Annotated in this window: 21 protein-coding genes; 17 read left to right on the forward strand and 4 right to left on the reverse strand. The window is 67.3% G+C overall.

The annotated features are described in order from the left end of the window. The first annotated feature begins 29 nt into the window (after positions 1–29). On the forward strand, positions 30–263 hold the full coding sequence (locus QZ471_RS03510) for a hypothetical protein (RefSeq protein ID WP_059227509.1): 234 nt from the start codon (positions 30–32) through the stop codon (positions 261–263). A 92-nt stretch (positions 264–355) separates the two neighbouring features. Then, positions 356–1,453, forward strand: coding sequence for a DNA polymerase IV (gene dinB / locus QZ471_RS03515; RefSeq protein WP_295460936.1), 1,098 nt, complete (start codon positions 356–358; stop codon positions 1,451–1,453). Positions 1,454–1,458: 5 nt separating this feature from the next. On the opposite strand, the gene QZ471_RS03520 is transcribed toward dinB, so the two are convergent. Beyond that, positions 1,459–4,227, reverse strand: a complete 2,769-nt coding sequence (locus QZ471_RS03520) for a response regulator (RefSeq protein ID WP_295460938.1) — start codon at positions 4,225–4,227, stop codon at positions 1,459–1,461. A gap of 209 nt (positions 4,228–4,436) precedes the next feature. On the opposite strand from QZ471_RS03520, the gene QZ471_RS03525 reads away from it, so the two are divergent. The 5 genes from QZ471_RS03525 (at position 4,437) to mazG (ending at position 10,875) form a co-directional block, all read left to right on the forward strand. Next, the gene (locus QZ471_RS03525; protein ID WP_295460940.1) at positions 4,437–5,327 is read left to right on the forward strand and encodes an alpha/beta hydrolase-fold protein; all 891 of its coding nucleotides are present in this window, start codon (positions 4,437–4,439) and stop codon (positions 5,325–5,327) included. An 80-nt stretch (positions 5,328–5,407) separates the two neighbouring features. Then, entirely contained in the window at positions 5,408–6,307 is a 900-nt protein-coding gene (cysM, locus tag QZ471_RS03530; RefSeq protein WP_295460941.1) for a cysteine synthase CysM, read from the forward strand. Next, on the forward strand, positions 6,294–7,658 hold the full coding sequence (gene rlmD / locus QZ471_RS03535) for a 23S rRNA (uracil(1939)-C(5))-methyltransferase RlmD (protein WP_295460942.1): 1,365 nt from the start codon (positions 6,294–6,296) through the stop codon (positions 7,656–7,658). Before cysM ends, rlmD begins: the two co-directional genes overlap by 14 nt. A 63-nt stretch (positions 7,659–7,721) precedes the next feature. After that, positions 7,722–9,962: a GTP diphosphokinase gene (gene relA, locus QZ471_RS03540; protein WP_295460944.1), complete on the forward strand. Its 2,241-nt coding sequence runs from the start codon at positions 7,722–7,724 to the stop codon at positions 9,960–9,962. Between the two features lie 67 nt (positions 9,963–10,029). After that, entirely contained in the window at positions 10,030–10,875 is an 846-nt protein-coding gene (mazG, locus tag QZ471_RS03545; protein ID WP_295460946.1) for a nucleoside triphosphate pyrophosphohydrolase, read from the forward strand. Between the two features lie 148 nt (positions 10,876–11,023). Here mazG and QZ471_RS03550 read toward each other — a convergent pair whose 3' ends face one another. Then, complete coding sequence (locus tag QZ471_RS03550; protein ID WP_295460947.1) at positions 11,024–11,338, reverse strand: EscU/YscU/HrcU family type III secretion system export apparatus switch protein; 315 nt, start codon at positions 11,336–11,338, stop codon at positions 11,024–11,026. Continuing rightward, a complete protein-coding gene (locus QZ471_RS03555) occupies positions 11,335–12,915 on the reverse strand; it encodes a flagellar hook-length control protein FliK (protein ID WP_295460949.1) in 1,581 nt (526 codons plus the stop codon). Before QZ471_RS03555 ends, QZ471_RS03550 begins: the two co-directional genes overlap by 4 nt. A gap of 121 nt (positions 12,916–13,036) precedes the next feature. On the opposite strand from QZ471_RS03555, the gene ccmA reads away from it, so the two are divergent. The 10 genes from ccmA to QZ471_RS03605 are packed head-to-tail and all read left to right on the forward strand — an operon-like array spanning position 13,037 to position 20,759. Beyond that, positions 13,037–13,642 carry a cytochrome c biogenesis heme-transporting ATPase CcmA gene (gene ccmA, locus QZ471_RS03560; protein WP_295460950.1) on the forward strand — a complete coding sequence of 202 codons (606 nt, stop codon included), beginning with the start codon at positions 13,037–13,039 and terminating at the stop codon, positions 13,640–13,642. Next, positions 13,639–14,310 carry a heme exporter protein CcmB gene (gene ccmB / locus QZ471_RS03565; RefSeq protein WP_295460952.1) on the forward strand — a complete coding sequence of 224 codons (672 nt, stop codon included), beginning with the start codon at positions 13,639–13,641 and terminating at the stop codon, positions 14,308–14,310. The genes ccmA and ccmB overlap by 4 nt, the downstream gene beginning before the upstream one ends. Before the next feature lie 10 nt (positions 14,311–14,320). Further along, positions 14,321–15,067 (forward strand): heme ABC transporter permease, encoded by a 747-nt coding sequence (locus QZ471_RS03570; RefSeq protein ID WP_295460953.1) that lies wholly within the window; start codon positions 14,321–14,323, stop codon positions 15,065–15,067. Beyond that, positions 15,064–15,240 carry a heme exporter protein CcmD gene (ccmD, locus tag QZ471_RS03575; RefSeq protein ID WP_295460954.1) on the forward strand — a complete coding sequence of 59 codons (177 nt, stop codon included), beginning with the start codon at positions 15,064–15,066 and terminating at the stop codon, positions 15,238–15,240. Before QZ471_RS03570 ends, ccmD begins: the two co-directional genes overlap by 4 nt. Further along, entirely contained in the window at positions 15,237–15,692 is a 456-nt protein-coding gene (gene ccmE, locus QZ471_RS03580) for a cytochrome c maturation protein CcmE (RefSeq protein WP_295460956.1), read from the forward strand. Before ccmD ends, ccmE begins: the two co-directional genes overlap by 4 nt. Further along, positions 15,689–17,644: a heme lyase CcmF/NrfE family subunit gene (locus QZ471_RS03585; protein ID WP_295460957.1), complete on the forward strand. Its 1,956-nt coding sequence runs from the start codon at positions 15,689–15,691 to the stop codon at positions 17,642–17,644. Before ccmE ends, QZ471_RS03585 begins: the two co-directional genes overlap by 4 nt. Beyond that, entirely contained in the window at positions 17,644–18,177 is a 534-nt protein-coding gene (locus tag QZ471_RS03590; RefSeq protein WP_295460958.1) for a DsbE family thiol:disulfide interchange protein, read from the forward strand. Before QZ471_RS03585 ends, QZ471_RS03590 begins: the two co-directional genes overlap by 1 nt. Next, positions 18,174–18,626 carry a cytochrome c-type biogenesis protein gene (locus tag QZ471_RS03595; protein WP_295460959.1) on the forward strand — a complete coding sequence of 151 codons (453 nt, stop codon included), beginning with the start codon at positions 18,174–18,176 and terminating at the stop codon, positions 18,624–18,626. Before QZ471_RS03590 ends, QZ471_RS03595 begins: the two co-directional genes overlap by 4 nt. After that, a complete protein-coding gene (gene ccmI, locus QZ471_RS03600) occupies positions 18,623–19,810 on the forward strand; it encodes a c-type cytochrome biogenesis protein CcmI (protein WP_295460961.1) in 1,188 nt (395 codons plus the stop codon). The genes QZ471_RS03595 and ccmI overlap by 4 nt, the downstream gene beginning before the upstream one ends. Before the next feature lie 34 nt (positions 19,811–19,844). Next, positions 19,845–20,759: a hypothetical protein gene (locus tag QZ471_RS03605; RefSeq protein ID WP_295460963.1), complete on the forward strand. Its 915-nt coding sequence runs from the start codon at positions 19,845–19,847 to the stop codon at positions 20,757–20,759. On the opposite strand, the gene QZ471_RS03610 is transcribed toward QZ471_RS03605, so the two are convergent. Beyond that, positions 20,685–22,796 (reverse strand): NAD(P)-binding protein, encoded by a 2,112-nt coding sequence (locus QZ471_RS03610; RefSeq protein ID WP_295460965.1) that lies wholly within the window; start codon positions 22,794–22,796, stop codon positions 20,685–20,687. The two genes, QZ471_RS03605 and QZ471_RS03610, sit on opposite strands and share 75 nt — an antisense overlap. Positions 22,797–22,881: the final 85 nt, after the last annotated feature.

The raw sequence follows: 22,881 nt of genomic DNA on the forward strand, positions 1-22,881 counted from the left end.
TTCGACCAGGACAGTCCGAAGGGGCCATCATGAATCTCTTGCTGGAAACCTTGCTCGATCATCTCCGGAGCCTGGGGCGGATCGAGTTCCACGAGCGGAGCGAGCATTTCGCTCGACTGATGATCATCACCCCGGATGGCGTCATCGCCGAGCGCGACCTGTACTACGACCAGTTGCACCATGCCCACGATCTCAAGGCGCTGGTGGACGAGCTGCGTGAAGAGGTACTGCATCGCCAGCGGTTGCTGCAGGACGTCGGCTGAGTTCGCTTCGTCGTCCGTCGTGGACAAAATCGTCCAAGCTTGGCTTACTGTACGGATAATCAGCTGCCATGCCCGGCCCGGCATCTCTCTCCATGGCTCCGGACAGTTCTCCCGCCCAGCTTTCGCCCAAGCGTCAGCGCAAGATCGTCCATGTCGACTGTGACTGCTTCTATGCGTCCATCGAAATGCGCGACGATCCGCGCCTGGGCGGCAAGCCGCTGGCGGTCGGCGGCACACCCGATCGGCGTGGGGTGGTCGCTACCTGCAACTATGAGGCGCGGGCCTTCGGCGTACGCTCGGCCATGTCCTCTCACCAGGCGCAGAAGCTGTGTCCCGATCTGATCTTCGTCAAGCCGCGCTTCGACGTCTACAAGGAGGTGTCCCGGCAGATCCACGGCATCTTCCAGGACTACACCGAGCTGATCGAGCCGCTGTCGCTCGATGAGGCCTACCTGGACGTCACCCATTGCGAGCTGTTCAACGGCAGCGCCACCCTCATCGCCCGTGACATCCGCCGGCGCGTGTGGGAGGAGCTGAATATCACGGTGTCCGCCGGGGTCGCGCCCAACAAATTTCTCGCCAAGATCGCCAGTGACTGGAAGAAGCCCAACGGGTTGTTCGTCATTGCGCCACACGAGGTGGCCGACTTCGTCGCCGCCTTGCCGGTGGCCAAGCTGCACGGGGTGGGCAAGGTCACCGCGGACAAGCTCAAGCGGCGCGGCATCGTGTTGTGCCGCGACCTGCAGAGCTGGTCGCGCTTCGACCTGTTGCGCGAGTTCGGTGGCTTCGGCGAACGCCTCTGGTCCCTGGCGCACGGGATCGACGAGCGCCAGGTGAAGGTGGACAGCCAACGGCAGTCGGCCAGCGTGGAGCGTACCTACGATCAGGACCTGCCCGATGCGGCGGCCTGCGTGAAGGAGCTGCCGGAATTGCTGGCCAAGCTCGAGGAGCGACTGACGCGCCTGGCGGATCGCTATCGTCCGGAGCGGCCCTTCATCAAGGTCAAGTTCCATGACTTCACCCAGACTACCTTGGAGCAGCAGGGCGCCGGTCGTGACCTGGACAGCTATCGCCGCCTGCTGGAACAAGCCTATCGCCGTGGCAACCGGCCGGTGCGCCTGCTTGGCGTGGGGGTGCGCCTGCTCGATCTGCGCGAGGCCGCTCTGCAGCTGCGCCTGTTCGAGGATTAGGGCGCCTAGAGCGGACTCTTGGCCTGGGCGGACAGGTTGACGATGGCGGCGTCCAGTTCCTCCAGCGCCGGACTGGAGGTCGGCGCGCCTTGCTTGAGCAGGGTTTCGCTGTGCTGGCAGGCGGCGCGCAGTTGCGGTACGCCGCAATAGCGGGTGGCGCCGTGCAGCCGATGGACGCGCTCGATCAGGGCGATGCGGTCGCCATCCTCGCGGGCCTGGCGGATGGCCTGGCGATCCGCTGCCAGGGAGGCGAGCAGCATGCTCAGCAGGTCCTTGGCCAGGTCCGGCTTGTTAGCGGCCAGGCGCAGGCCTTCGTCCGGGTCCATCACCGGCAGGGTGGAGATGTCCTGGCCGCCGCTGCTGAGGCTGGTCACCTCGGGCGCCGAGCTGTGCAGCAGGCGCAGGCCGGTCCATTTGAGGATGACCTGGGCCAGTTGCCGGTCGCTGATGGGCTTGGTGAGGTAGTCGTCCATGCCGCTCTGCAGCAGGGCGCGCTTCTCGTTGGCCATGGCGTGGGCGGTAAGGGCGACGATGGGTACCGGAGTGCCGCCTTCGCTGGCTTCCCAGTCACGGATGGCCTCGGTGGCCTGGCGGCCGTCCATGCCGGGCATCTGCACGTCCATGAACACCAGGTCGAAGCGCTCCTGCTGCACCGCTTCCACCGCGGCATAGCCGCTGTCGACGGCGGTGACCTGGGCGCCGAGGTCGGTCAGCAGGGTTTCCACCAGCAGCAGGTTGGCCGGGTTGTCGTCGACGCAGAGCAGGCGCGGCGGACGATCGGTGATGCCCAGGCCACCACTCTCGTTGCGCTGCGGCCGCTGGTTGAGCAACTCCGCCACCGCCTGCTCCAGCTTGCGGCTGCAGGCCGGCTTGGAATGCAGCTGGCAATGGACGTCGGGCAAGGAGGCATGGAACACCGCCTGGTCGGTGGTGGGGCAGTAGACCAGGGTGTTGCAGTCCAGTCGGCCCAGCTCCCAGATGCGCTCGGTGAGCAGATCCGGCGGAATGCTGCGGGCGCTCACACCGAGGACGGCGAGGCTCACCGGCAACTTGCCGGAGACCGGGTGAGCGACGGCCTCGCTCAGTTGTTCGAGGGTCTCGAACAACTCCACGCTCAGTCCGCATTCTTCCAGTTGGTGCTGCAGCGCCTGGCGGGTGAGCGGGTGGGGTTCCACCAGGCCGACCCGGCGGCCGGCCAGGGCGATGCGCTTGTGGCTGTCGATGCTGCCGTGGGCCTTGGGCAGATTGAGGGTGATCCAGAATTCCGAGCCTTCGCCCGGTACGCTTTCCAGGCCGATCTCGCCGCCCATCTGCTCGATCAGGCGCTTGGAGATGACCAGGCCGAGGCCGGTGCCACCCGCCTGGCGGGTCAGGGAGTTGTCGGCCTGGGAGAAGGCCTGGAACAGCAGCTGGCGGTCTTCCTCGGCGAGGCCGACGCCGGTGTCCTGGACACTGATGCGCAGTTGGGCGTGGTCGTCGGTCTCTTCCTCGACCATGGCGCGCACGGCGATGGTGCCGGAATGGGTGAACTTGATGGCGTTGCTGACCAGATTGGTAAGGACCTGGCGCAGGCGCTGCGGATCGCCCACCAGGTGGGTCGGCGTATCGCGGTAGACCAGGCAGACCAGTTCCAGGTGCTTTTCGTGGGCGGAGGGCGCCAGGATGGTCAGGGTGTCCTGGATCATGTCGCGCAGGTTGAACGGCAGATTCTCCAGGACCAGCTTGCCAGCCTCGATCTTCGAGAAGTCGAGGATCTCGTTGATGATGCCCAGCAGGCTTTCCGCGGAATTCTGGATGGTGCTCAGGTAGTCCTGCTGGCGTGGGGTCAGTTCGCTCTTCTGCATCAGGTTGGTGAAGCCAATGATGCCGTTGAGCGGGGTACGGATTTCGTGGCTCATGTTGGCCAGGAATTCCGACTTGATCCGGCTGGCCTCCAGGGCGGCCTTGCGTGCCAGGTCCAGCTCGATGTTCTGGATCTCGATGGTTTCCAGGTTCTGGCGGACGTCCTCGGTGGCCTGGTCGATGTTGTTTTGCATCTCGAACTGGGCATTTTCCATGGCTTCGGCCATGCGATTGATGCCGGTCGCCAGTTCGTCGAATTCGGGGCTGCCGAGCTGCAGCGGCAGGCGCGTCTCCAGGCGGCCCTCCTGCAACTGGCCGACGCCTTGGGCGATCACCTGCAGCGGGCGGTTGATCCGGCGGCCCATGCGGACCGCCACGAAGGCGGTGAAGGCCAGCCCCAGCAGGATCAGCAGCAGGCCGGCTACCAGGTTGCGATAGCCGCGCAGCAGGGTGGCGTGATGGGAGAGTTCGAGCTGGATCCAGCCCAGGGTCTGGGGGGTGGCGGGAGTGCCGTCGCTGCGGGTGAGGCGCAGGTCGTGGGTCTGTACCGGCAGGTTGAAGTGGGTGATGTCCAGTCCCGACCTCATGCTGATGGTCTGGAAGTCACGGCCGCTCAGTTCGAGGGTCATCGAGGGGCCGGCGTGGGCTAGGACGTTGCCGTCGGCATCCAGGAAGCTGATGGCGCGGACGTCGGCCTGATCGAGGGCGCGCTGGGCGATGCGGTTGAGCTGGTCGTTGTCGCCGGTGCGCATGGCCGGCGCGATGAGGGGCGCCATCTGCTGGGCGACCAGTTGGCCGTGCTCGATCAACTGGCTGCGCATGTCGGACAGCTGGACCCAGCTGAAATAGACCCCCAGCAGAGCTGCCATGCAGCAGGTGGGGAGGACGCTCAGCAGCAGAATGCGCCCCTTGAGTCCCAATTCGTCCAGCACGGCTCATCCCCCGGGAAATTGGCAAGTCTAACCCCTTTACCAAATGTAAAGAGAGTCTTTGCGAAAGGGGTCGCACCCCCTTGAACGCTGATCCGCGAAAATTCGCGAACAATGCCACGGCGCGCGGCCGCGGTGCACAACCATCGCTCCCGAAGGTGGTCTGGTAGGGATTGCCGGTCACTCCGGCGTGGTTCGTTCGAGGAGATCCTTTGAAGAAGAGTTGCAGTCTGCTGCTGTTGGGCGCCCTGGTGCTGGGTACTGGCTGGACCGTGGCGGCCCAGGCCCTGGAGCCGCGCAAGACCACGCTGGTGGAGCGGGGCTCGATGTACTACAGCTTCGAGACGCATCTGCTTGATTCGGCGGACGGCAAGCGCCGCTATCGGGTCTATATCGGCATACCCAAGCAGCCGGCGCCGATGATGGGTTATCCGGCGCTGTTCCTGCTCGATGGCGATGCCGCTCTGGCGCAGTTGCAGGATGTCTGGTTGTCGCCCCATAAATTGAAGAATCCGCCGGTGCTGGTGGCCATCGGCTACGCCGACGCGGCCGACGCCACCCAGGAGCGCACCTACGACTACACCCCCGCAGTGGGCAATGGGCGCAATCGCGACGATGTGCGCAAGGACTGGCCAGCCGGCGGTTCGCGCGCCTTCCTCGAGCTGATCGAGCAGCGCATCAAGCCGCTGCTGACCCAGAGCGTGCCGGTGGATCCCAATCGCCAGACGCTGTGGGGCCATGGCTATGGCGGGCTGTTCGTACTCGATACCCTTTATCGGCAGCCCCAGGCGTTCCAGCGCTATGTGGCGAGCGACGTGGCCTTCGGCTGGCAGCAGGGTCACATCCTCAAGCGGGCGCAGGAGTTCCAGGGCGTGGGTGGCGCCCGGCCAGTGCACCTCTGGCTGTTTTCCGGCAGCGAGGACCTGACCCGCAAGGTCGCGCCCGAAGCACCCAAGCGGCTGGCCGAGCGCCTGGCCAGTCTGCCGGGCCTGCAGGTGACGCCCCAGGTGCGTCCCAACCTGGGACCGGAAGCCATCCTCTCGCTCAGCCTGCCCGCCGCCCTGGAAGTGGCCAGCGACGGAGCGACCGCGCCCAGGCCATAGTCCGGCGCCTCATGGGTAGGGTCGGCGCGGGTTTGGGGGTATCATGGACAGCTTTCACCCCTGGCGGAACGAGCTGATCCATGAGTCTGCACTATCCCACCATCGCCGATTGCATCGGTAACACGCCGCTGGTTCGCCTGCAGCGCCTGGCCAGCGATACCCGCAATACCGTGCTGCTCAAGCTGGAAGGCAACAATCCGGCGGGGTCGGTGAAGGACCGGCCGGCGCTGTCGATGATCCGCCAGGCCGAGGCCCGCGGTGACATCCAGCCCGGCGATACGCTGATCGAGGCCACCTCCGGCAATACCGGCATCGCCCTGGCCATGGCCGCCGCCATCATGGGCTACCGCATGATCCTGATCATGCCCGACAACTCTAGTGCCGAGCGCAAGGCGGCGATGACCGCCTACGGTGCCGAGCTGATCCTGGTGAGCAAGGACGAGGGCATGGAAGGTGCCCGTGACCTGGCCACCCGCATGCAGGCCGAAGGCCGCGGCAAGGTGCTCGACCAGTTCGGCAATGGCGACAACCCGGTCGCCCACTACCTGGGGACCGGGCCGGAAATCTGGCGCCAGACCCACGGCAGCATCACCCATTTCGTCAGCTCCATGGGGACCACCGGGACCATCATGGGCACCTCGCGCTACCTGAAGGAACAAAATCCCAAGGTGCAGATCGTCGGTTTGCAACCGGAGGAGGGCGCAGCCATTCCCGGCATCCGCCGCTGGCCCGAGGCCTATCTGCCGAAGATCTACGACGCCAGTCGCGTGGATCGCATCATCGACATGTCGCAGCAGGAAGCCGAGGACACCATGCGCCGCCTGGCGCGCGAAGAAGGCATCTTCTGCGGCGTGTCTTCCGGCGGTTCGGTGGCGGGCGCCCTGCGCATCGCCCGGGAAGTGGACGATGCGGTGATCGTCGCCATCATCTGTGACCGAGGCGATCGCTACCTGTCGACTGGCGTCTATGACCCGCGCTAAGCGAGGCAGCGGCGGACTGCGCTTCCAGCCCGCCGGCGGCGCCCGTACCGCGGCGGTGCCGACTGGCAAGCGCCAGGTACTGGGCATCGAGCGGCTGTCCCACGACGGCCGCGGCATTGCCCACGAAGGCGGGCGGACCTGGTTCGTCGCCGGCGCCCTGCCTGGTGAGCGCGTCGAGGCGCGAGTGCTTGGCGCCCGCAGCCAGGTGGTGGAGGCGCGCACCCTCAAGGTGCTGGAGGCCAGCCCGCTGCGGCGTACGCCGCCCTGCAGCGTGGCCGATCGCTGCGGCGGTTGCACCCTGCAGCACCTGCCCCATGCCGATCAGTTGAGCCTTAAGCAAGAGTCGCTGGCAGAACAGTTCCGCCGCCTAGCGGGGGTGCAACCCTCGTCCTGGGCCGCGCCCATGGTCGGTCCGGAGTTCGGCTACCGCCGCCGCGCCCGCATCGCCGTGCGTTGGGATGAGCGTCAGCAACGGCTGGAAGTCGGTTTTCGCGCCGAAGCCAGCCAGGACATCGTCACGCCCGACGACTGCCTGGTGCTGGTGCCCGAGTTGCAACCGCTACTGAGTGCGCTGCCGGAACTGCTGGGCGGACTCGAGCGCCCCCAGGTCATCGGTCATGTCGAACTCTTCCAGGGCACCGCGACGGCGTTGCTGGTGCGTCATACCCAGGCCCTGCTGCCAGTAGACCAGGCGCGCCTGCGCGACTTCTGCGCGGATCGCGAGGTGCAGCTCTGGTGGCAAGGCAAGGGCGAGCCGACGCCGGATCGGGCGGACGCCGTCCTGGGCTACGCGCTGGCGGCTTGGGGGCTCACCCTCGGCTACCAGCCGGGCGACTTCGTCCAGGTCAACGCCGCCATCAACGAGGCCATGGTCGCCCAGGCCCTCGACTGGCTGGCACCGACCGCCACCGACCGGGTGTTGGACCTGTTCTGCGGTCTGGGCAACTTCTCCCTGCCGCTGGCGCGCCGGGCCCAGGCGGTCACCGGTATCGAAGGCGTGGCGGCGATGACATCACGGGCAATACAAAATGCACGTGACAACGGCATCGGCAACGCGCACTTTCTACAGGTGGACCTGTCGAACCCGCTGCCTGCCGAGCTGGACGCCCATTCGCTGGCGCTGCTGGATCCGCCGCGCGATGGCGCGCTGGAAGTGGTCCGGCAACTGGGTCGGCTTGGCGTACGACGACTGGTCTATGTGTCCTGCAATCCGTCCACCCTGGCACGGGATGCCGGTGAGCTGGTGCGGCAGGGCTATCGCATGACGCGGGCGGGGATTCTCGACATGTTCCCGCAGACCGCCCATGTGGAAGCCATGGTGTTGTTCGAAGCGGGCGGGATGCCCGGGTAACGACGGCTCGCCAACCAACGCGAGCCAATCCGGCGAGAAGGCTACGCCGTGAGGAAGGGGTAGATGGTACAGGTCAGAGCGCATCAGCCAGTCAACGTCGATGGCAGCATCAACCTTCACGCCTGGCTGGATCACATCCAGAGCGTGGATCCGAATCTCGATCGCGAGGCCTTGCTGGATGCCTGCGGTTTCGCCCGCACGGCGGAAGAGAACTCGGGGCAGATCGAGCATACCTGGGCCGAAGGGACTTCCAGTTTCCATACCGGTCTGGAGATGGCCGAGATCCTCGCCGATCTCAAGCTGGACCAGGACAGCCTGATCGCGGCCATCGTCTATCGCGCGGTACGCGAGGGCAAGGCGACGCTGGAATCCGCGGCCGAGCATTTCGGGCCGGTGGTGGCCAAGCTGATCGAGGGCGTGCTGCGCATGGCGGCGATCAGCGAGAGCCTCAATCCGCGCAAGTCCATGGTGCTGGGCAGCCAGACTCAGGTCGACAACCTGAGGCGCATGCTGGTGGCCATGGTCGACGATGTCCGCGTCGCCCTGATCAAGCTGGCCGAACGTACCTGCGCCATCCGCGCGGTGAAGAACGCCACCGAGGAGCGCCGCAACCGGGTCGCTCGCGAGGTGGCCGACATCTATGCGCCCCTGGCCCATCGCCTGGGCATCGGCCATATCAAGTGGGAGCTGGAGGATCTGTCCTTCCGCTACCTGGAGCCCCAGCAGTACAAGCAGATCGCCACTCTGCTGCACGAGCGGCGGCTGGATCGCGAGCAGTACATCGCCGACGTCATGCAGCAGTTGCGTGACGAGCTCACCGCCACCGGCATCAAGTCCGACATCAGTGGCAGGGCCAAGCACATCTATTCCATCTGGCGGAAGATGCAGCGCAAGGGCCTGGAATTCAGCCAGATCTACGACGTCCGCGCCGTGCGGGTCCTAGTGCCCGAGGTGCGCGACTGCTACACCGCGCTGGGTATCGTGCATACCCTCTGGCGGCACATTCCCCGCGAGTTCGACGACTATATCGCCAATCCCAAGGAGAATGGCTACCGTTCCCTGCACACCGCGGTGATCGGTCCGGAAGGCAAGGTGCTGGAGGTGCAGATCCGTACCCACGCCATGCACGAAGAGGCCGAGCTGGGGGTCTGCGCCCACTGGCGCTACAAGGGTACCGACGTCAAGTCGGCGTCCAATCACTACGAAGAGAAGATCTCCTGGCTGCGTCAGGTGCTGGAATGGCACGAGGAACTGGGCGACATCGGCGGCCTGGCCGATCAGCTAAGGGTCGACATCGAGCCGGATCGGGTCTACGTCTTCACCCCCGACGGCCATGCCATCGACCTGCCCAAGGGCGCGACGCCGCTGGATTTCGCCTATCGGGTGCACACCGAGATCGGCCACAACTGCCGCGGCGCCAAGATCAACGGCCGCATCGTGCCGCTGAACTACCAGCTGCAGACCGGCGAGCAGGTGGAGATCATCACCGGCAAGCAGGGCTCGCCCAGCCGCGACTGGCTGAACCCCAACCTGGGCTATGTCAACACCTCCCGGGCGCGGGCCAAGATCGTCCACTGGTTCAAGTTCCAGGCGCGTGACCAGAATGTCGCCGCCGGCAAGGCCATGATCGAGCGGGAGCTGGGTCGCCTGGCGCTGCCGCCGGTGGACTTCGACAAGCTGGCCGAGAAGGTCAACTACAAGGGTGCCGAGGACATGCTGGCGGCCCTGGGTGCGGGTGACCTGCGCCTCGCCCACGTGATGCACGCGGCCCAGCAACTGGTGGAGCCGGACAAGGGCCAGGACACCCTCGACCTCATCCCGCGCAAGCCCACCAACAAGCCGGGCAAGCGCGGCGATGTGCAGATCCAGGGGGTGGGCAACCTGCTGACCCAGATCGCCGGCTGCTGCCAGCCGGTGCCGGGCGACCCCATCGTCGGCTACATCACCCTGGGCCGCGGCGTGACCATTCACCGGCAGGACTGCGCCAACGCCCTGCAGCTGGCCAGCCGCGAGCCGGAGCGGACCATCCAGGTCAGCTGGGGGCCGGTGCCGGTGCAGACCTATCCGGTCGACATCCTCATCAAGGCCTTCGATCGCTCGGGCCTGTTGCGTGACGTCTCGCAGATCCTGCTCAACGAGCGGATCAACGTGCTGGCGGTGAACACCCGCAGCAATCGCGAAGAAAACACCGCCAACATGCTGTTGACCATCGAGATCCCCGGCCTGGATGCCCTCGGCCGCCTGCTCGGGCGCATCTCGCAACTGCCCAACATCATCGAAGCCCGCCGTAACCGCGCGGCCTGAGTGGTGTGACGATGATCCTCACGAGGCGCTCCGGCGCCTCGCTCTTTTTTACGCGACAGGATTCCCCATGTACCAGCTCGACGACCTCCTGCACCTCATGGCCCGGCTCCGCGATCCCCAGCACGGTTGCCCCTGGGATCTGCAGCAGGACTACGCCAGCATCGTGCCCCATACCCTGGAAGAGGCCTACGAGGTGGCCGATGCCATCGCCAAGCGCGATTTTCCCCAGGTACGCGACGAGCTGGGCGATCTGCTGTTCCAGGTCGTCTACTACAGCCAGCTGGGTCGGGAAGATGGTCATTTCGACTTCGCCCAGGTGGTGGATGGCATCACCCGCAAGCTGGTGCGCCGCCATCCCCATGTCTTTCCCGACGGCGACCTGCACGGCCCGCTGGACCTGCCACGGCTCGACGAGGCGACCATCAAGCGGCGCTGGGAGGAGATCAAGGCCGAGGAGCGCGCGGAAAAGGCCGCGGCGCCCGAGCAGCTGTCACTGCTGGATGACGTGCCGGCCGCCCTGCCGGCCCTGAGTCGCGCGGCCAAGCTGCAGAAGCGCGCGGCCAACGTCGGCTTCGACTGGGCCGATGCGACGCCGGTGGTGGCCAAGATCCAGGAGGAGCTCGACGAGGTGCGCGAGGCCATGGCCAACGGCCAGGCCGCTCAGGTGGCGGAAGAGGTCGGGGATCTGCTGTTCGTGATGGTCAATCTGGCGCGCCACCTACGGGTCGATGCCGAAGATGCCTTGCGCCAGGCCAACGCCAAGTTCGAGCGGCGTTTCCGCTATATCGAAGAGGCCCTGAAAGCCCAGGGGCGCACGCCCCAGGCGGCGAGCCTGGAAGAGATGGATGCGCTCTGGGATGCCGCCAAGGTGACAGAGAAGGGCGACGTCGGGCATTCGTTGCAGCGGGGGTAGGGGGATTTTGCCGGTTTAATCGCGGCCATGCCGGTGCGCCGTAGCGACAGCACTGACTTGGACTATCGCGGCCATGGGCCGCTCCTACAAAAGCATCACTCCCTGTAGGAGCGGCCCATGGCCGCGATAAGAGGGTTGAGCTGGATATCTACGGCATCCGCTCCCAACCGGGCGAGAGGTCCGGCTGGTCGGCCAGGTGCGCCGGGCATTTGCCCTTGAGGTGCCAGGCGAAGGCGATGATCTCGGCCAGGGTGCGATAGAGCGCTTCAGGAATTTCCGCGCCCAGCTCCAGCCGCGCCAGGATGCGCACCAGGTCGGCGTTCTCGTAGATGGGCACCTCGTGCTCGCGGGCGGTGGCCAGGATGAGTTCGGCCAGCTCGGCGTCGCCCTTGGCCGAGAGGATCGGCGCGCTGCTGCCGTCGTAGGAGAGGGCAATGGCCTGGCGGGGGGCGGATGTGCTCATGCGGTATCGTCGATCCAGCGTTGTTCGAGGGCGGTACGCGGATTGCGGGCGGGGCGGCCCTGGCGGCTGCTGAGGTCGCCGACCACGAAGCCGGCGGCCAGCAGCCGTTCGCGCAGATGGGGCAGTTCGGTGTCGATCAGGACGGCGGTAGCCCCCTTCTCCGCCCAGAATTCACTGGACAGGCGGCCACTGGCGAGCTGGGCCTTGACCTGCAGCGGACCGAGCGGCGCCAGGTCGAAAGCCAGCTCCACCTTCCACAGGCTGTCGCGGGCTTCGCCGCGGGCGTCCGGCGGGGGGCGTTCCTCCTGGAAGCGCACCTGCACCGCGCCGAGGCGCTCGCCGTCGCGCCAAGGGATTTCGGTTTGCCAGGTGGAGAGGTAGTAGCCATCCGGCAAGACTTGGGTCTGGGCCAGGCTGGCGAGCTGGTGGGTCTGCAGCCGGGCGATGACGCCGGTGGCCAGTTGCAGTAGTTCGTCGAGTTCGGCATTGGTGGCGGCCAGGCCGCGGCCATCGCGTTCGCCCAGGGGAAAGTCGAGGGCGCTGGGCTGGCGGCTGACGCTAGCCGCGCCACCCAGGGCGCGGCGCAGGGCATCGGGCAGGTTCTGCTGGGCGGTCTGGGCCAGCACCTGGGGATTGCGCAGCGGATCGCCTGGCGCGCTGGCCAGCAGGCGGTCCACCAGGCGCAAGAGGTTGGCCTTGAAGTCTTCGCCGATGTCGGGCCCGCTCCGGTCCAGCAGTTGCTGTTCCAGCTGCAGTCCACTACGCGCCAGGGCGCGGGCCCAGCCCTGGGGGGTGGTGAGGGTCTCGCTGTCTTCCAGATTGGCCAGCAGCGCCTTGAGCGCGGCACCCACGGTCGGGGGCAATTCCTGCTCGGGGAGGGCCTCCTGCAGCCATTGCAGCAGGCCGTTCATCGACAGCTGGCGCTGACCCTGGCTTTGCAACTGGCGGTCGATGTCGAGCTGGTCGAGGCGCTGGGCCAGGGGCAGGACCGCGACTTCCTGGCTGTCCTTGATCACCACGGTGAGCAGACTGCCCACCGGCACCGGACGGGGCGACTCCAGCTTGAGCTGGCGACCTTCGAGGCTGGAGGTGAGCGCCTTGGCGAGCACCTCGTAGCTGGGCGCTGCGCCTGGCATCTGTTGTAGCAGGCTGCTCAGCACCCGCAATTGCAGGGTGGTACCCACCGGCAGCTGGCGCAGGTCCAGTTGCTGCAGTGGCGGAGGCGGGGCTTCGCCGCCATCCAGGCTCTGCAGCAGTACGGCCAGCTGGGTGGAGCCCAGGGTACTCACCAACAACTGGCTGCCCACCGGCAGGTTGTTGGTCGGACTCTGGGTGGTGAGCAGCACACTGCCGCCCTGGGCGAGCTGCAGTTGCAGGAGGAATTGGAAATTCTGCCCGGCCGGGCGCGTGGCCAGCACCTCGGCGGTGGCCGTGGTGCCTGGCGGGATGAGGTCGTCGAGGGACTGCAGGGCCTGGAGGATCTGCGCGCCGGCATCGGACGCCTGCGCCGCCGCGGCCCGGACGGGCAGGGTGGGCGTGACGCCGGTGCTGGGCGGGATCGCGGAGATGGAAGTCATCGGCAGGTCCGAAAAAGTCGCCTCTGTGCTGCCTATGTATAATGGCAGGCTTGCCTTCAGGGGTGTGTGCCGGGTTAACGGCCGCTCCCCGACCGACTTTAGTCCCGTGGAATCTCATGCCGTGAACCCGCCCCTGCTCGACGCCGTCGCGCTCCGTTGCGAACGGGGCGATCGCCTGTTGTTCGACGGCCTCGACCTGAGCGTGCGGCCCGGCGAGCTGCTGCAGATCGCTGGCGTCAACGGCAGCGGCAAGACCAGCCTGTTGCGCATCCTGGTGGGATTGTTGCCGGCCGATGGCGGGCACGTCCAGCGCCCCCTGGCGACCGATCTGCTCTGGCTAGGCCATGCGCCGGGCATCGCCGATGGCCTCAGCGCCCTGGAAAATCTAAGGTCGCTGGCCTGTTTGCGGCAGCCGCTCAGGCGCGCGGCCGCCCTGGCGGCCCTGGCTGCCATGGGCCTGGAGAGCTGGGCGGACGACCCCTGTGCCCAGCTGTCCGCCGGGCAACGGCGTCGTGTAGCCCTGGCCCGTTTACATCTCCCCGAGCCGCCGCGGCTGTGGCTGCTGGATGAGCCCTTCACCGCGCTGGATGCGGCAACCTGCGTGGCCTTGGAGCAGCGGCTGGCGGAGCACTGCGCCCAGGGCGGCGCCGTGGTGCTGACCAGTCATCGGGAGCTGCAAATCCCCATCGCCGGTCATCGCCGCCTGCTGCTGGAGGGTGGTCGATGATCGCGGCCTGCCTGGCGGTTCTTCAGCGGGAGTGGCGCCTGGCCTGTCGCCGGCCCGCGCAGTGGCTCACGCCGCTGGCCTTTCACGCCCTCGTCGTCACCCTGTTTCCCCTGGCCTTGGGACCGGACGGCCGGCAGTTGTCGCTGCTGGCGCCGGGCCTGCTGTGGATCGCCCTGCTGTTGGCCTTGCTGCTCGGCCAGGAGGGGCTGTTTCGCGGCGACTGGCAGGACGGCTCCCTGGAGCTCTGGCTGCTGGCGCCCCAGCCACTGGCGCTGCTGGTGCTGCTCAAGCTGCTGGTGCACTGGTGTTTCAGCGGCCTCGCCCTGGTGGCCCTGACCCCTTTGCTGGCGCTGATGCTGGGCCTGCCTGCCGCGGCCTTGCCGGCGATGCTGGCGGCCCTGACCCTGGGCAGTCTGACCCTGACCCTGATCGGCGCCATCGGCGCCGCCCTGACGGTGGGCCTGGCGCGTGGCGGCCTGCTGCTGGCGCTGCTCAATCTGCCGCTGCAGATTCCGGTGCTGATCCTGGGCACGCTCAGCCTGGACGCCGCGCGCAGCGGCCTGCCGGTCACCGGCTACCTGCTGTGGCTGGGCTGTCTCACCCTGCTGGCCCTCACCCTGGCGCCCCTGGCAGTGGCCGCCGGCCTGCGCATCGGCGCCGCCCAATGACGAGGAACCCATGAACTGGACCTGGCTGCACCGCCTGGGCTCGCCCGCCATCTTCTATCGCCTGACCGGCCGGCTGCAGAGGCCGTGTCTGGCCCTGGCCGGGCTGCTGCTGGCCGTCGGCCTGGTCTGGGGGCTGTTCATCGCGCCACCGGATTACCAGCAGGGCGACAGCTTTCGCATCCTCTATGTGCATGTGCCAGCGGCCTTCCTGGCGCAGTCCTGTTACCTGTTGCTGGCCATCGCCGGGGCCGTCGGCCTGGTCTGGCGCCTCAAGCTGGCCGACGTCGCCCTGCGTGCCGCCGCGCCCCTCGGCGCCTGGATGACGGTGATCGCCCTGGCCACGGGGTCGCTGTGGGGCATTCCCACCTGGGGTACTTGGTGGATCTGGGATGCCCGGCTTACCTCGATGCTGGTGTTGCTGTTCCTCTACCTGGGCGTCATCGCCCTGGGGCAGGCCATCGGTCCGCGGGAGAGCGCCGCCCGTGCCTGCGCCCTCCTGGCGCTGGTGGGCTCGGTGAACCTGCCGATCATCAAGTACTCGGTGGAATGGTGGAGCACCCTGCACCAGCCGGCCACCTTCAGCCTGGTGGAGCGTCCGCCGATGCCGCCGGCCATGTGGTTGCCGCTGCTGGTGATGGTGCTGGGCTTCTATCTGCTGTTCGCCGGGTTGCTGTTGCAGCGGATGCGCCTGGAGTTGTTACGCCGCGAGTGGCGCAGCCGCTGGGTACGGGCAGAACTGGGCGAGGGTGAGGCATGAGCGAGCTGGATTGGGCGCAGGCCCTGAGCATGGGCCGTCATGGCCTCTACGTCTGGCCGGCCTTCGGTCTCACCCTGGTCATCCTTGGCGGCCTGCTGCTGCACGGCTGGCAGGCGCGCCGGCGGGTGGAGCGTGACCTGCGCCAGCGCTGGCGGCGGGAGCGCCAACCATGAATGCCGTCCGCCGTCGTCGGCTGCTGTGGGTGCTGGTACTGCTGCTCGGCGTGGGTGGTGCCGCGGCGCTGGCCCTCAGCGCCCTGCAGCAGAACCTCAACCTCTTCTATACCCCAAGCCAGATCGCCCGGGGCGAGGCGCCGCGGGACACCCGTATCCGCGCTGGTGGCATGGTGGAGAAGGGGACCCTGGTGCGCGCCGCGGATTCCCTGGCGGTGACGTTCGTCATCACCGACTTTCAGCGCGAGGTGCGGGTGAACTATGCCGGCATCCTGCCGGATCTGTTCCGCGAGGGGCAGGGCGTGGTCGCCCTGGGCCGACTCGACGACCAGGGCCGCCTGGTGGCCGACCAGATCCTCGCCAAGCACGACGAGAAATACATGCCACCCGAGGTGAGCCAGGCGCTGCGCCAGGCCGGCCGGCCGCTGGATGGCACGAGGCCGGCGCCATGATTCCCGAACTCGGCCACCTCTGCCTGCTGCTGGCGCTGGCCATGGCTCTGGTGCAGGGCACCCTGCCACTGCTCGGCGCCTGGCGGGGCCAGCTCGACTGGATGCGCCTCGCACGCCCGGCCGCCTTTGGCCAGTGCCTTTTCCTGGCGCTGGCCTTCGCGGCCCTGGTCTGGGCCTTCTTGCAGGATGACTTCTCGGTGGCCTATGTGGCGGCCAATTCCAATAGTCGCCTGCCCTGGTACTACAAGGTCAGCGCCAGCTGGGGCGCCCATGAGGGCTCGCTACTGCTCTGGGCCTTGACGCTGTCGGCCTGGAGTCTGGCGGTGGCGGTCTTTTCGCGGCAGTTGCCCCAGGCCCTGCTGGCCCGGGTGCTGGGCATCCTCGGGCTGGTGGCCCTGGGTTTCCTGACCTTCCTGGTGGCCACCTCCAATCCCTTCGCCCGGTTGCTGCCGCAATTCCCGCGGGAGGGCAATGACCTCAATCCGCTGTTGCAGGACCCTGGGCTGATCCTGCATCCGCCGATGCTCTACATGGGCTACGTCGGCTTCTCGGTGGCCTTCGCCTTCGCCCTGGCGGCCTTGCTTGAAGGGCGCCTCGACGCGGCCTGGGCACGTTGGGCGCGGCCCTGGACGCTGCTGGCCTGGGCCTTTCTCGGCTGCGGCATCGTGCTGGGCTCCTGGTGGGCCTACTACGAGCTGGGCTGGGGTGGCTGGTGGTTCTGGGACCCGGTGGAGAATGCCTCCTTCATGCCCTGGCTGGTGGGCACGGCGCTGCTGCATTCCCTGGCGGTGACCGAGAAGCGCGGCCTGTTCAAGGGCTGGACGGTACTGTTGGCCATCGCCGCCTTTTCGCTGAGCCTGCTGGGGACCTTCCTGGTGCGCTCGGGGGTGCTGACCTCGGTGCATGCATTCGCCAGCGATCCGAGCCGCGGGGTGTTCATCCTGGCCTTCCTGCTGTTGGTGGTGGGCGGTTCCCTGACGTTGTTCGCCTGGCGCGCGCCGGCTCTCAGCGGCGCGGCGACCTTTGGCCTGGCGTCGCGGGAAGCGCTGCTGCTGATCAACAACCTCATCCTGGTGACGGCTGCGGCGACGGTCCTGCTCGGTACTCTTTATCCGCTGATCATCGACAGCCTCACGGGCGCCAAGCTGTCGGTCGGGCCGCCATATTTCGATCTGCTGTTCGTGCCCTTGATGGCGCTGCTGATGCTGGCCCTGGGTGTCGGGGTGCTGGTGCGCTGGAAGCACAGCCCAAGTCGTTGGTTGCTTAGGTTGCTGGCGCCGATCCTGCTGGCCTGCGCGGCCTTGGCGGGCCTGGCCGCCTGGTGGCTCGACCAGCCTCGGGCGGCTATCCTGGCGGTGCTCGCGCTGGCGGCCTGGGTCGTGCTGACCGCGCTGCGCGATGTCCTGGGCAAGACACAGGCCCTAGGCTGGCGGCGCGGCCTGCGCAGCCAGCCGCGCAGTTACTGGGGCATGCAACTGGCGCACCTGGGCTTGGCGATCCTCGCCCTGGGCGTGGTGCTGGCCAGCCAGTTGGATGTGCAGCGCGACCTGCGCCTGGCGCCGGGCGAGCACGTCGAACTCGCTGGCTATCGCTTCGGCTTCGCCGGCACCCAGCACTACGAGGGACCGAACTTCACTGCCGAACGGGCCCTGCTGCAGGTGGAACGCGACGGCCGCGTGGTGGCGTTGCTGGCGCCGGAAAAGCGGCGCTATCTGGCGGGTGGTGCGGTCATGACCGAAGCCGCCATCGACGCCGGCCTCACCCGCGATCTCTACGTCGCCCTGGGCGAGCCGCTCGGCGAGGGCGCCTGGGCGGTGCGCCTGCAGATCAAGCCCTTCGTCCGGCTGATCTGGCTGGGTGGCCTGCTCACCGCCCTGGGTGGCCTGCTGGCGCTGGCCGATCCGCGCTACCGGCGCCGCCGGGCGGCGCCTATCCCTGCGGAGTCTTCCTGATGCGTCGTCGCCTGCTGCTCGGCCTACCGCTGCTGGTCTTCCTGGTACTGGCGGGTTTTCTCTACCGCGGCCTCTATCGTGACCCCCAGGCGTTGCCCTCGGCGCTGGTCGGCCAGCCGTTTCCGGTCTTTTCGCTGCCCGGCGTGCAGGACGAGCGCCTGTTCAGTCGCCAGGACCTGCTCGGCCGCCCGGCGCTGGTCAATGTCTGGGGTACCTGGTGCGTGGCCTGCCGCGAGGAGCACCCCGTATTGAATCGTCTCAAGGCCCAGGGCGTGGTCATCCACGGCATCAACTACAAGGACGACAACGTCAGCGCCCGCCGCTGGCTGGCGGAATTCCACAATCCCTATCAGCTCGACATCCGCGACGACGAGGGGCGGCTGGGACTCGACCTGGGGGTCTATGGCGCTCCGGAGACCTTCCTGATCGACGCCCAGGGCGTGGTGCGCTATCGCCACGTCGGGGTGCTCGACCAGCGCGTCTGGGATGAGGAAGTCGGTCCGCGCTATCGCGCCCTGGTGAGCGCGCCATGAGGATCCGGCTGCTGGCACTCCTGCTGCTGGCCTGGTCGGTTCTGGCCGGTGCCGCCATCGACACCTATGGCTTTCGTGACGAGGCCGAGCGGACGCGTTTCCAGACCCTGACCCGCGAACTGCGTTGTCCCAAGTGCCAGAACCAGGACCTGGCGGATTCCAACGCGCCCATCGCCGGCGATCTGCGCCGGGAGATCCAGCGGCTGATGGCGGCTGGGCAGAGCGACGAAGAGATCATCGCCCACCTGGAGCAGCGCTATGGCGAGTTCATCCGCTATCGTCCGCCTTTCGAGGGACGCACGCTGCTGCTCTGGACCCTGCCGGCGCTGGGGCTGCTGGGTGGTGCCGGGGTGCTGCTGGTGCTGACCCGGCGGCGTCGCGTCGAACCGGCGCTCAGCCCCGCAGAGCGCGAGCGGCTGGCCGCGCTACAGCGGGAGGAGGAGCCATGAGCCTGACCTTCTGGGGCCAGGCCGGGTTGCTGGCGATGCTCGCCGCGCTGATCCTGCTGGTACCGCTCATGCGGGGCGCGCGAGTGGAGGGCGATAGCCGCGAGGCGATCAATCGTGCGCTCTATCGGGAGCGCCTGGCGGAAGTGCGTCGGCGTGCCGCTCAGGGCGAGCTGGATGCCCAGGCACTGGCTAGCGCCGAGGCGGAGGCCGCGCGGAGTCTGCTCGCCGACAGTCCGGTGGGTGAGCGGTCGGCTGCCCGGCGCGGCCGACGGTTTGGCCTCGCCGTCGCCCTCGCCGTGCCTGGTATGGCCCTGGGACTCTATCTGTGGCTCGGTGCCTTGCCGGCGTTGCAACTCAGCGAGCGACTCGCCACGCCGCCGCCGTCACCCCAGGCGCTGCTGAGCAATCTGGAAGAGGCCACGCGGCTGCAACCCCAGGCCGCCGACAACTGGTACCTGCTGGCCCGGGCCTATGCCGGCCTGGGACGCTACGACGCGGCGGTGGGCGCCTTCGAGCAGGTAGTGCGCCGCGATGGGCGGCGCCCGGAAGTCCTGGGTCAGTTGGCCCAGGCCCGCTTCTTCGCCGCCGGCCGCCAGCTCGATGCCCAGACCCAGGCATTGGCCGACGAGGCGCTGCAGGCCAATCCGGCCGAACCCACCACCCTGGGGTTGCTGGGCATCGCCGCCTACGAGCGTGGCGACTACGCCCAGGCGGCCGCCCGCTGGCGTCGGTTGAGCGCCGGCCTCGATCCGGCGGACCCGCTGCGCCAGGCCCTGACCGAGGGCATAGCCCGCGCCGAGCGGTCAGCCCAGGCGGCGGGGCAGGACGTGACCCCGTCCGGATTCGCCGTGGAGGTCAGCCTGGCGCCGGAAGTGGCGCGGCGGGTGCGGCCCGAGGATAGCGTCTTCGTGTTGGCCCTGGCGGTCGACCAGCCCGGTCCGCCGCTGGCGGTCCGGCGTTTGCGAGTGGCCGACCTGCCCCAACGAGTATGGCTCGGTGACGCGGAAGCGATGCTGCCGCAACGGAAGCTCTCTGATCACCGCCAGGTACGCCCCGTGGTGGTGATCGCCCGCGGCGGCGACCCGCTCAAAGGCGACTGGCGCCATGAGGGAGCGCCGCTGGAGCTACCGACCGCCACAGTCGGTCGAGTGCGCGTGGAAGCGGGGGATGCCACGGCGCCATGATGCGTTAGCGAAATCCAATCAGGACAGGGATGCCATGAATACCTACCCGGTAGTGAAGACCTACGAAGAAGCCGTCGCCGTGACCCAGGCCCTCTGCGACGCCATTCGCGACAACCCGCAGGCGCGGCGGGCAGTCCGCGAGTCCTTCTATGAGCAATTCGGCGATGCTGACAACGATGGCCTGAGCTACGGCGATTCGGAGCTGGCCTTTCTCGATTGGGAAATCCGCGCCGGGGTACTGGAGCCGGAGACCGGTAGCCACTGGTGGCGCAACGTCAACCTGAACTTCATCTATCTATCGGAACTGGCTGGCTGCCTGGCGCAGAATCAGCTACCGGGCGATCAGGCGACCTTTCCGACGCGCTGCTGGCTCGATTTCATCGCCGAGCCCACGCCGCGCCATTGGTATCGAGCCCACAATGCCTCCATCCTCGCTGGCTTCCATCTTTATGAAGACGATGCCCGGCTGGAAAACGCCATTGGCCAGGAATTTCTCAACATCACCCTCTATCGGCTGATGTTCGCCCAGGCGTTGGTGGAGGATGCGACCATCTTCGGTGAGATAGGCGCCTGGCTGGCCGATCCGCGCGGATTTTCTGTGACTTTGCTGGTGCATCTGGCGGACTTCTATCCGCCGCACTATCCGCTCACCGAGGCGGATCGTCCCATCATCGAGGGTAAGGGCAAGGGCCTCGAGGAGACGGCCGTGCGTCTGATGGATGGCTTGATTCGGCATTTCCTGCGCGAGCTGTATCAGGCAGCGGCCGCCTGGAACCAGGCGCCCGAACTGCTGAACTACCTGGACGGTAACAAACCGGCCTATCCACCCGCCGCGGGCCACCGCGAAGCCCTCGCGGCGGCCCAGGCGGTGGCGTCACTGGAAGGCGTCCTCGCCGGGCAGGACGTCGCTGTGGCCGAGGATGGCGCGAGCGGTTTGCAGGCCGGATAGGGTCGCCGACTCCACGCAGCCCATGTTGAAACCGTTGCGGATCCAATCACCGGTTAGATAGAGGTTGCTGCAGACGCTGCCATCGGTGGCCAGCCGGTGGCGGCTGCTGCCGGCCACGCTCTGCACGTAGCGTTCGCTGGGATCGACATTGGCGCGCCAGTACTGATAGTCGAAGCGCGCCACGCCACTGACGTCGGCAGGGGCCAGCAGGTACTCCCAGTGATAACCCTGGTCGGTGCCGGCATTCGGCCAGTAGTCGCGCAGGTTGCCGTTCATGAAGTCGATGAAGGCAGCGTGCACCTCCCGTGCCTGGCGCTGCGGATAATCGTTCTTCTCGCCGATGGGCGGCGCGGGTTCGGCGGCGAAGACGCCGCAGAAGTAGCTGATGTCCTGGGGTGGGGTGCCGCTCGACCAATCCTCGCGGTCCACCAGATAGCTGACGTCGGCCCAGGAATCCATCGCCTGGGCAGCGAAGCCGAGCAGCTCCGGTGCCTGGCCGCCTTTGGGCGAACCGGTCCAGCCCAGTTGCCAGACATCCCGACTCTGCCACAGCTGGACCGCCTGGGTCGCCACGGTCGCGACCTTCTGGGTCATCTGGGCGAAAGCTGGATCGAGGGCGCAGAGGCTGGGTGAGAGATCCGCCAGGCCGGCGACGGAGATGCCCAGCACCACCTCATGGAAGTCGTGACCGACTACCAGTTCCAGTTGCTCGACGCCTGCCCAGCCGCTCCAGTTGGATTCCAGATTGATGTTCTGCTCCTGCAACTGCTGGGCGATGTCGTCCTGGATCTGGTCATAGAGCGGTGTCGACGGCCAGCAGGGCAGGCCCTTGACGTCCACCAGCGGCTGATAGGGTTCCTGCTTGAGCGGTACCTGGCGCTGGATCTGCAGACGGGTGACCCGCGGCCCGTGACCGAGGCCGTCGTCGGCGGCCTCGATGCCGGTCACCTGATGGAAGAACTGGAAATTCACCCCGCGCTTGGCCAGCACCTCGTAGTAGGGCGCGAACACCACGTCGCCCATACCCGCCTGCATGCGCCAGATGAAGGAGCCCTTGGAGGTGGTCAGCGCCAGCAGGGCGGCGCGCAGCACGGTGCCGGCCTCGACGTCGGGTTTGTCCAGGTCGCCGTCGCGATAGGCGAAGATGCCGCCATGCAGCGACTTGACCACCGCGCCATCCAGGGTAGCGGCGCTGGCGCCATGGCGCTCCAGCCAGGACAGGAAGGTTTCGTCGTTGAGCGACTCGAAGCCCTTGGCGTAGACCTCGTCATCGAGCATGCCGATGAGCACCGTGAGGCCGAAATCCATCAGCAGCCACAGCCGGTGCGCGACGACGCTGGTCTGGCGCTGTCCGTTCAGCGCCTTGGCCAGCAGACTGCGGGCTTCGCGCAACAGCCAGAGCAGCAGCGGATGGTCTTCGGCCTCGGGCAGTGCCGTGCGCGCCTTGTGCAGGTGCCGCTCCGCCTCGCCGAGCGCCAGCGCCTGGAGTTCTTCGTTGCAGTGGGCGCGCAGGCGGGCGAACAAGCCCTCGGGCGCCGTCGAGGCGCCGGTCTGCTCGGCTTCACCCAGGCGCAGCAACCATTCGAGCAGATCGCCCAGGGCGGTCATGAACGGCTTGGGATTCCAGCCTTCGCCAGGCTTGCCGGGTAGCGCCAGGGTATCGATGGGCCAGGTGGTCCAGTGATTCTGGAAAAGGTCGGCGAAGGCGGTGTGGGAGTGGGCGAAGAAGGCCTCGTCGAGGGTCGCCAGGGGCGCGCCGGCGGGACGTCCGAGTTCCTCGTAGCACTGCCTCAGGCTGTGGAAGGCGTTGTAGTAGAAGCCGAACCAGACATGGATGCCGTGTTCCTCGATGCGCTGATGGTCCGCGGCGTTGCGTCCGCTGGCCCCCTTGCCGCCGAGACGCCAGCCCTGCTGGTAGAGCGTGATCTGGTAGCGATCCTGCCAATGGGGCTCGCTGGTAAGACGAAAGGCCGCGGTAATGGCGGAGACACCGCCGCCCAGGATGGCGATCTTTCTGACGAGGGGTAGGGCTTCCATGCAGTTTGCTCCGAAGTGTGCAATTTCTTGCGCGAGTGGACGAATAGCCGGTGATGGCTAAGGTAATATCACTGTATCGAAAAGT

It is taken from the genome of uncultured Pseudomonas sp. (genome assembly GCF_913774235.1).
GTDB lineage: Bacteria > Pseudomonadota > Gammaproteobacteria > Pseudomonadales > Pseudomonadaceae > Chryseomonas.

Coding starts and splice junctions, on each gene's coding strand:
- dinB (WP_295460936.1), top strand. CDS start 356: ATGGCTCCGGACAGTTCTCCCGCCCAGCTTTCGCCCAAGCGTCAGCGC.
- QZ471_RS03510 (WP_059227509.1), top strand. CDS start 30: ATGAATCTCTTGCTGGAAACCTTGCTCGATCATCTCCGGAGCCTGGGG.
- mazG (WP_295460946.1), top strand. CDS start 10,030: ATGTACCAGCTCGACGACCTCCTGCACCTCATGGCCCGGCTCCGCGAT.
- QZ471_RS03595 (WP_295460959.1), top strand. CDS start 18,174: ATGAGGATCCGGCTGCTGGCACTCCTGCTGCTGGCCTGGTCGGTTCTG.
- QZ471_RS03605 (WP_295460963.1), top strand. CDS start 19,845: ATGAATACCTACCCGGTAGTGAAGACCTACGAAGAAGCCGTCGCCGTG.
- QZ471_RS03585 (WP_295460957.1), top strand. CDS start 15,689: ATGATTCCCGAACTCGGCCACCTCTGCCTGCTGCTGGCGCTGGCCATG.
- cysM (WP_295460941.1), top strand. CDS start 5,408: ATGAGTCTGCACTATCCCACCATCGCCGATTGCATCGGTAACACGCCG.
- rlmD (WP_295460942.1), top strand. CDS start 6,294: ATGACCCGCGCTAAGCGAGGCAGCGGCGGACTGCGCTTCCAGCCCGCC.
- ccmD (WP_295460954.1), top strand. CDS start 15,064: ATGAGCGAGCTGGATTGGGCGCAGGCCCTGAGCATGGGCCGTCATGGC.
- QZ471_RS03590 (WP_295460958.1), top strand. CDS start 17,644: ATGCGTCGTCGCCTGCTGCTCGGCCTACCGCTGCTGGTCTTCCTGGTA.
- ccmI (WP_295460961.1), top strand. CDS start 18,623: ATGAGCCTGACCTTCTGGGGCCAGGCCGGGTTGCTGGCGATGCTCGCC.
- QZ471_RS03555 (WP_295460949.1), bottom strand. CDS start 12,915: ATGACTTCCATCTCCGCGATCCCGCCCAGCACCGGCGTCACGCCCACC.
- ccmE (WP_295460956.1), top strand. CDS start 15,237: ATGAATGCCGTCCGCCGTCGTCGGCTGCTGTGGGTGCTGGTACTGCTG.
- QZ471_RS03550 (WP_295460947.1), bottom strand. CDS start 11,338: ATGAGCACATCCGCCCCCCGCCAGGCCATTGCCCTCTCCTACGACGGC.
- ccmB (WP_295460952.1), top strand. CDS start 13,639: ATGATCGCGGCCTGCCTGGCGGTTCTTCAGCGGGAGTGGCGCCTGGCC.
- QZ471_RS03610 (WP_295460965.1), bottom strand. CDS start 22,796: ATGGAAGCCCTACCCCTCGTCAGAAAGATCGCCATCCTGGGCGGCGGT.
- QZ471_RS03570 (WP_295460953.1), top strand. CDS start 14,321: ATGAACTGGACCTGGCTGCACCGCCTGGGCTCGCCCGCCATCTTCTAT.
- relA (WP_295460944.1), top strand. CDS start 7,722: ATGGTACAGGTCAGAGCGCATCAGCCAGTCAACGTCGATGGCAGCATC.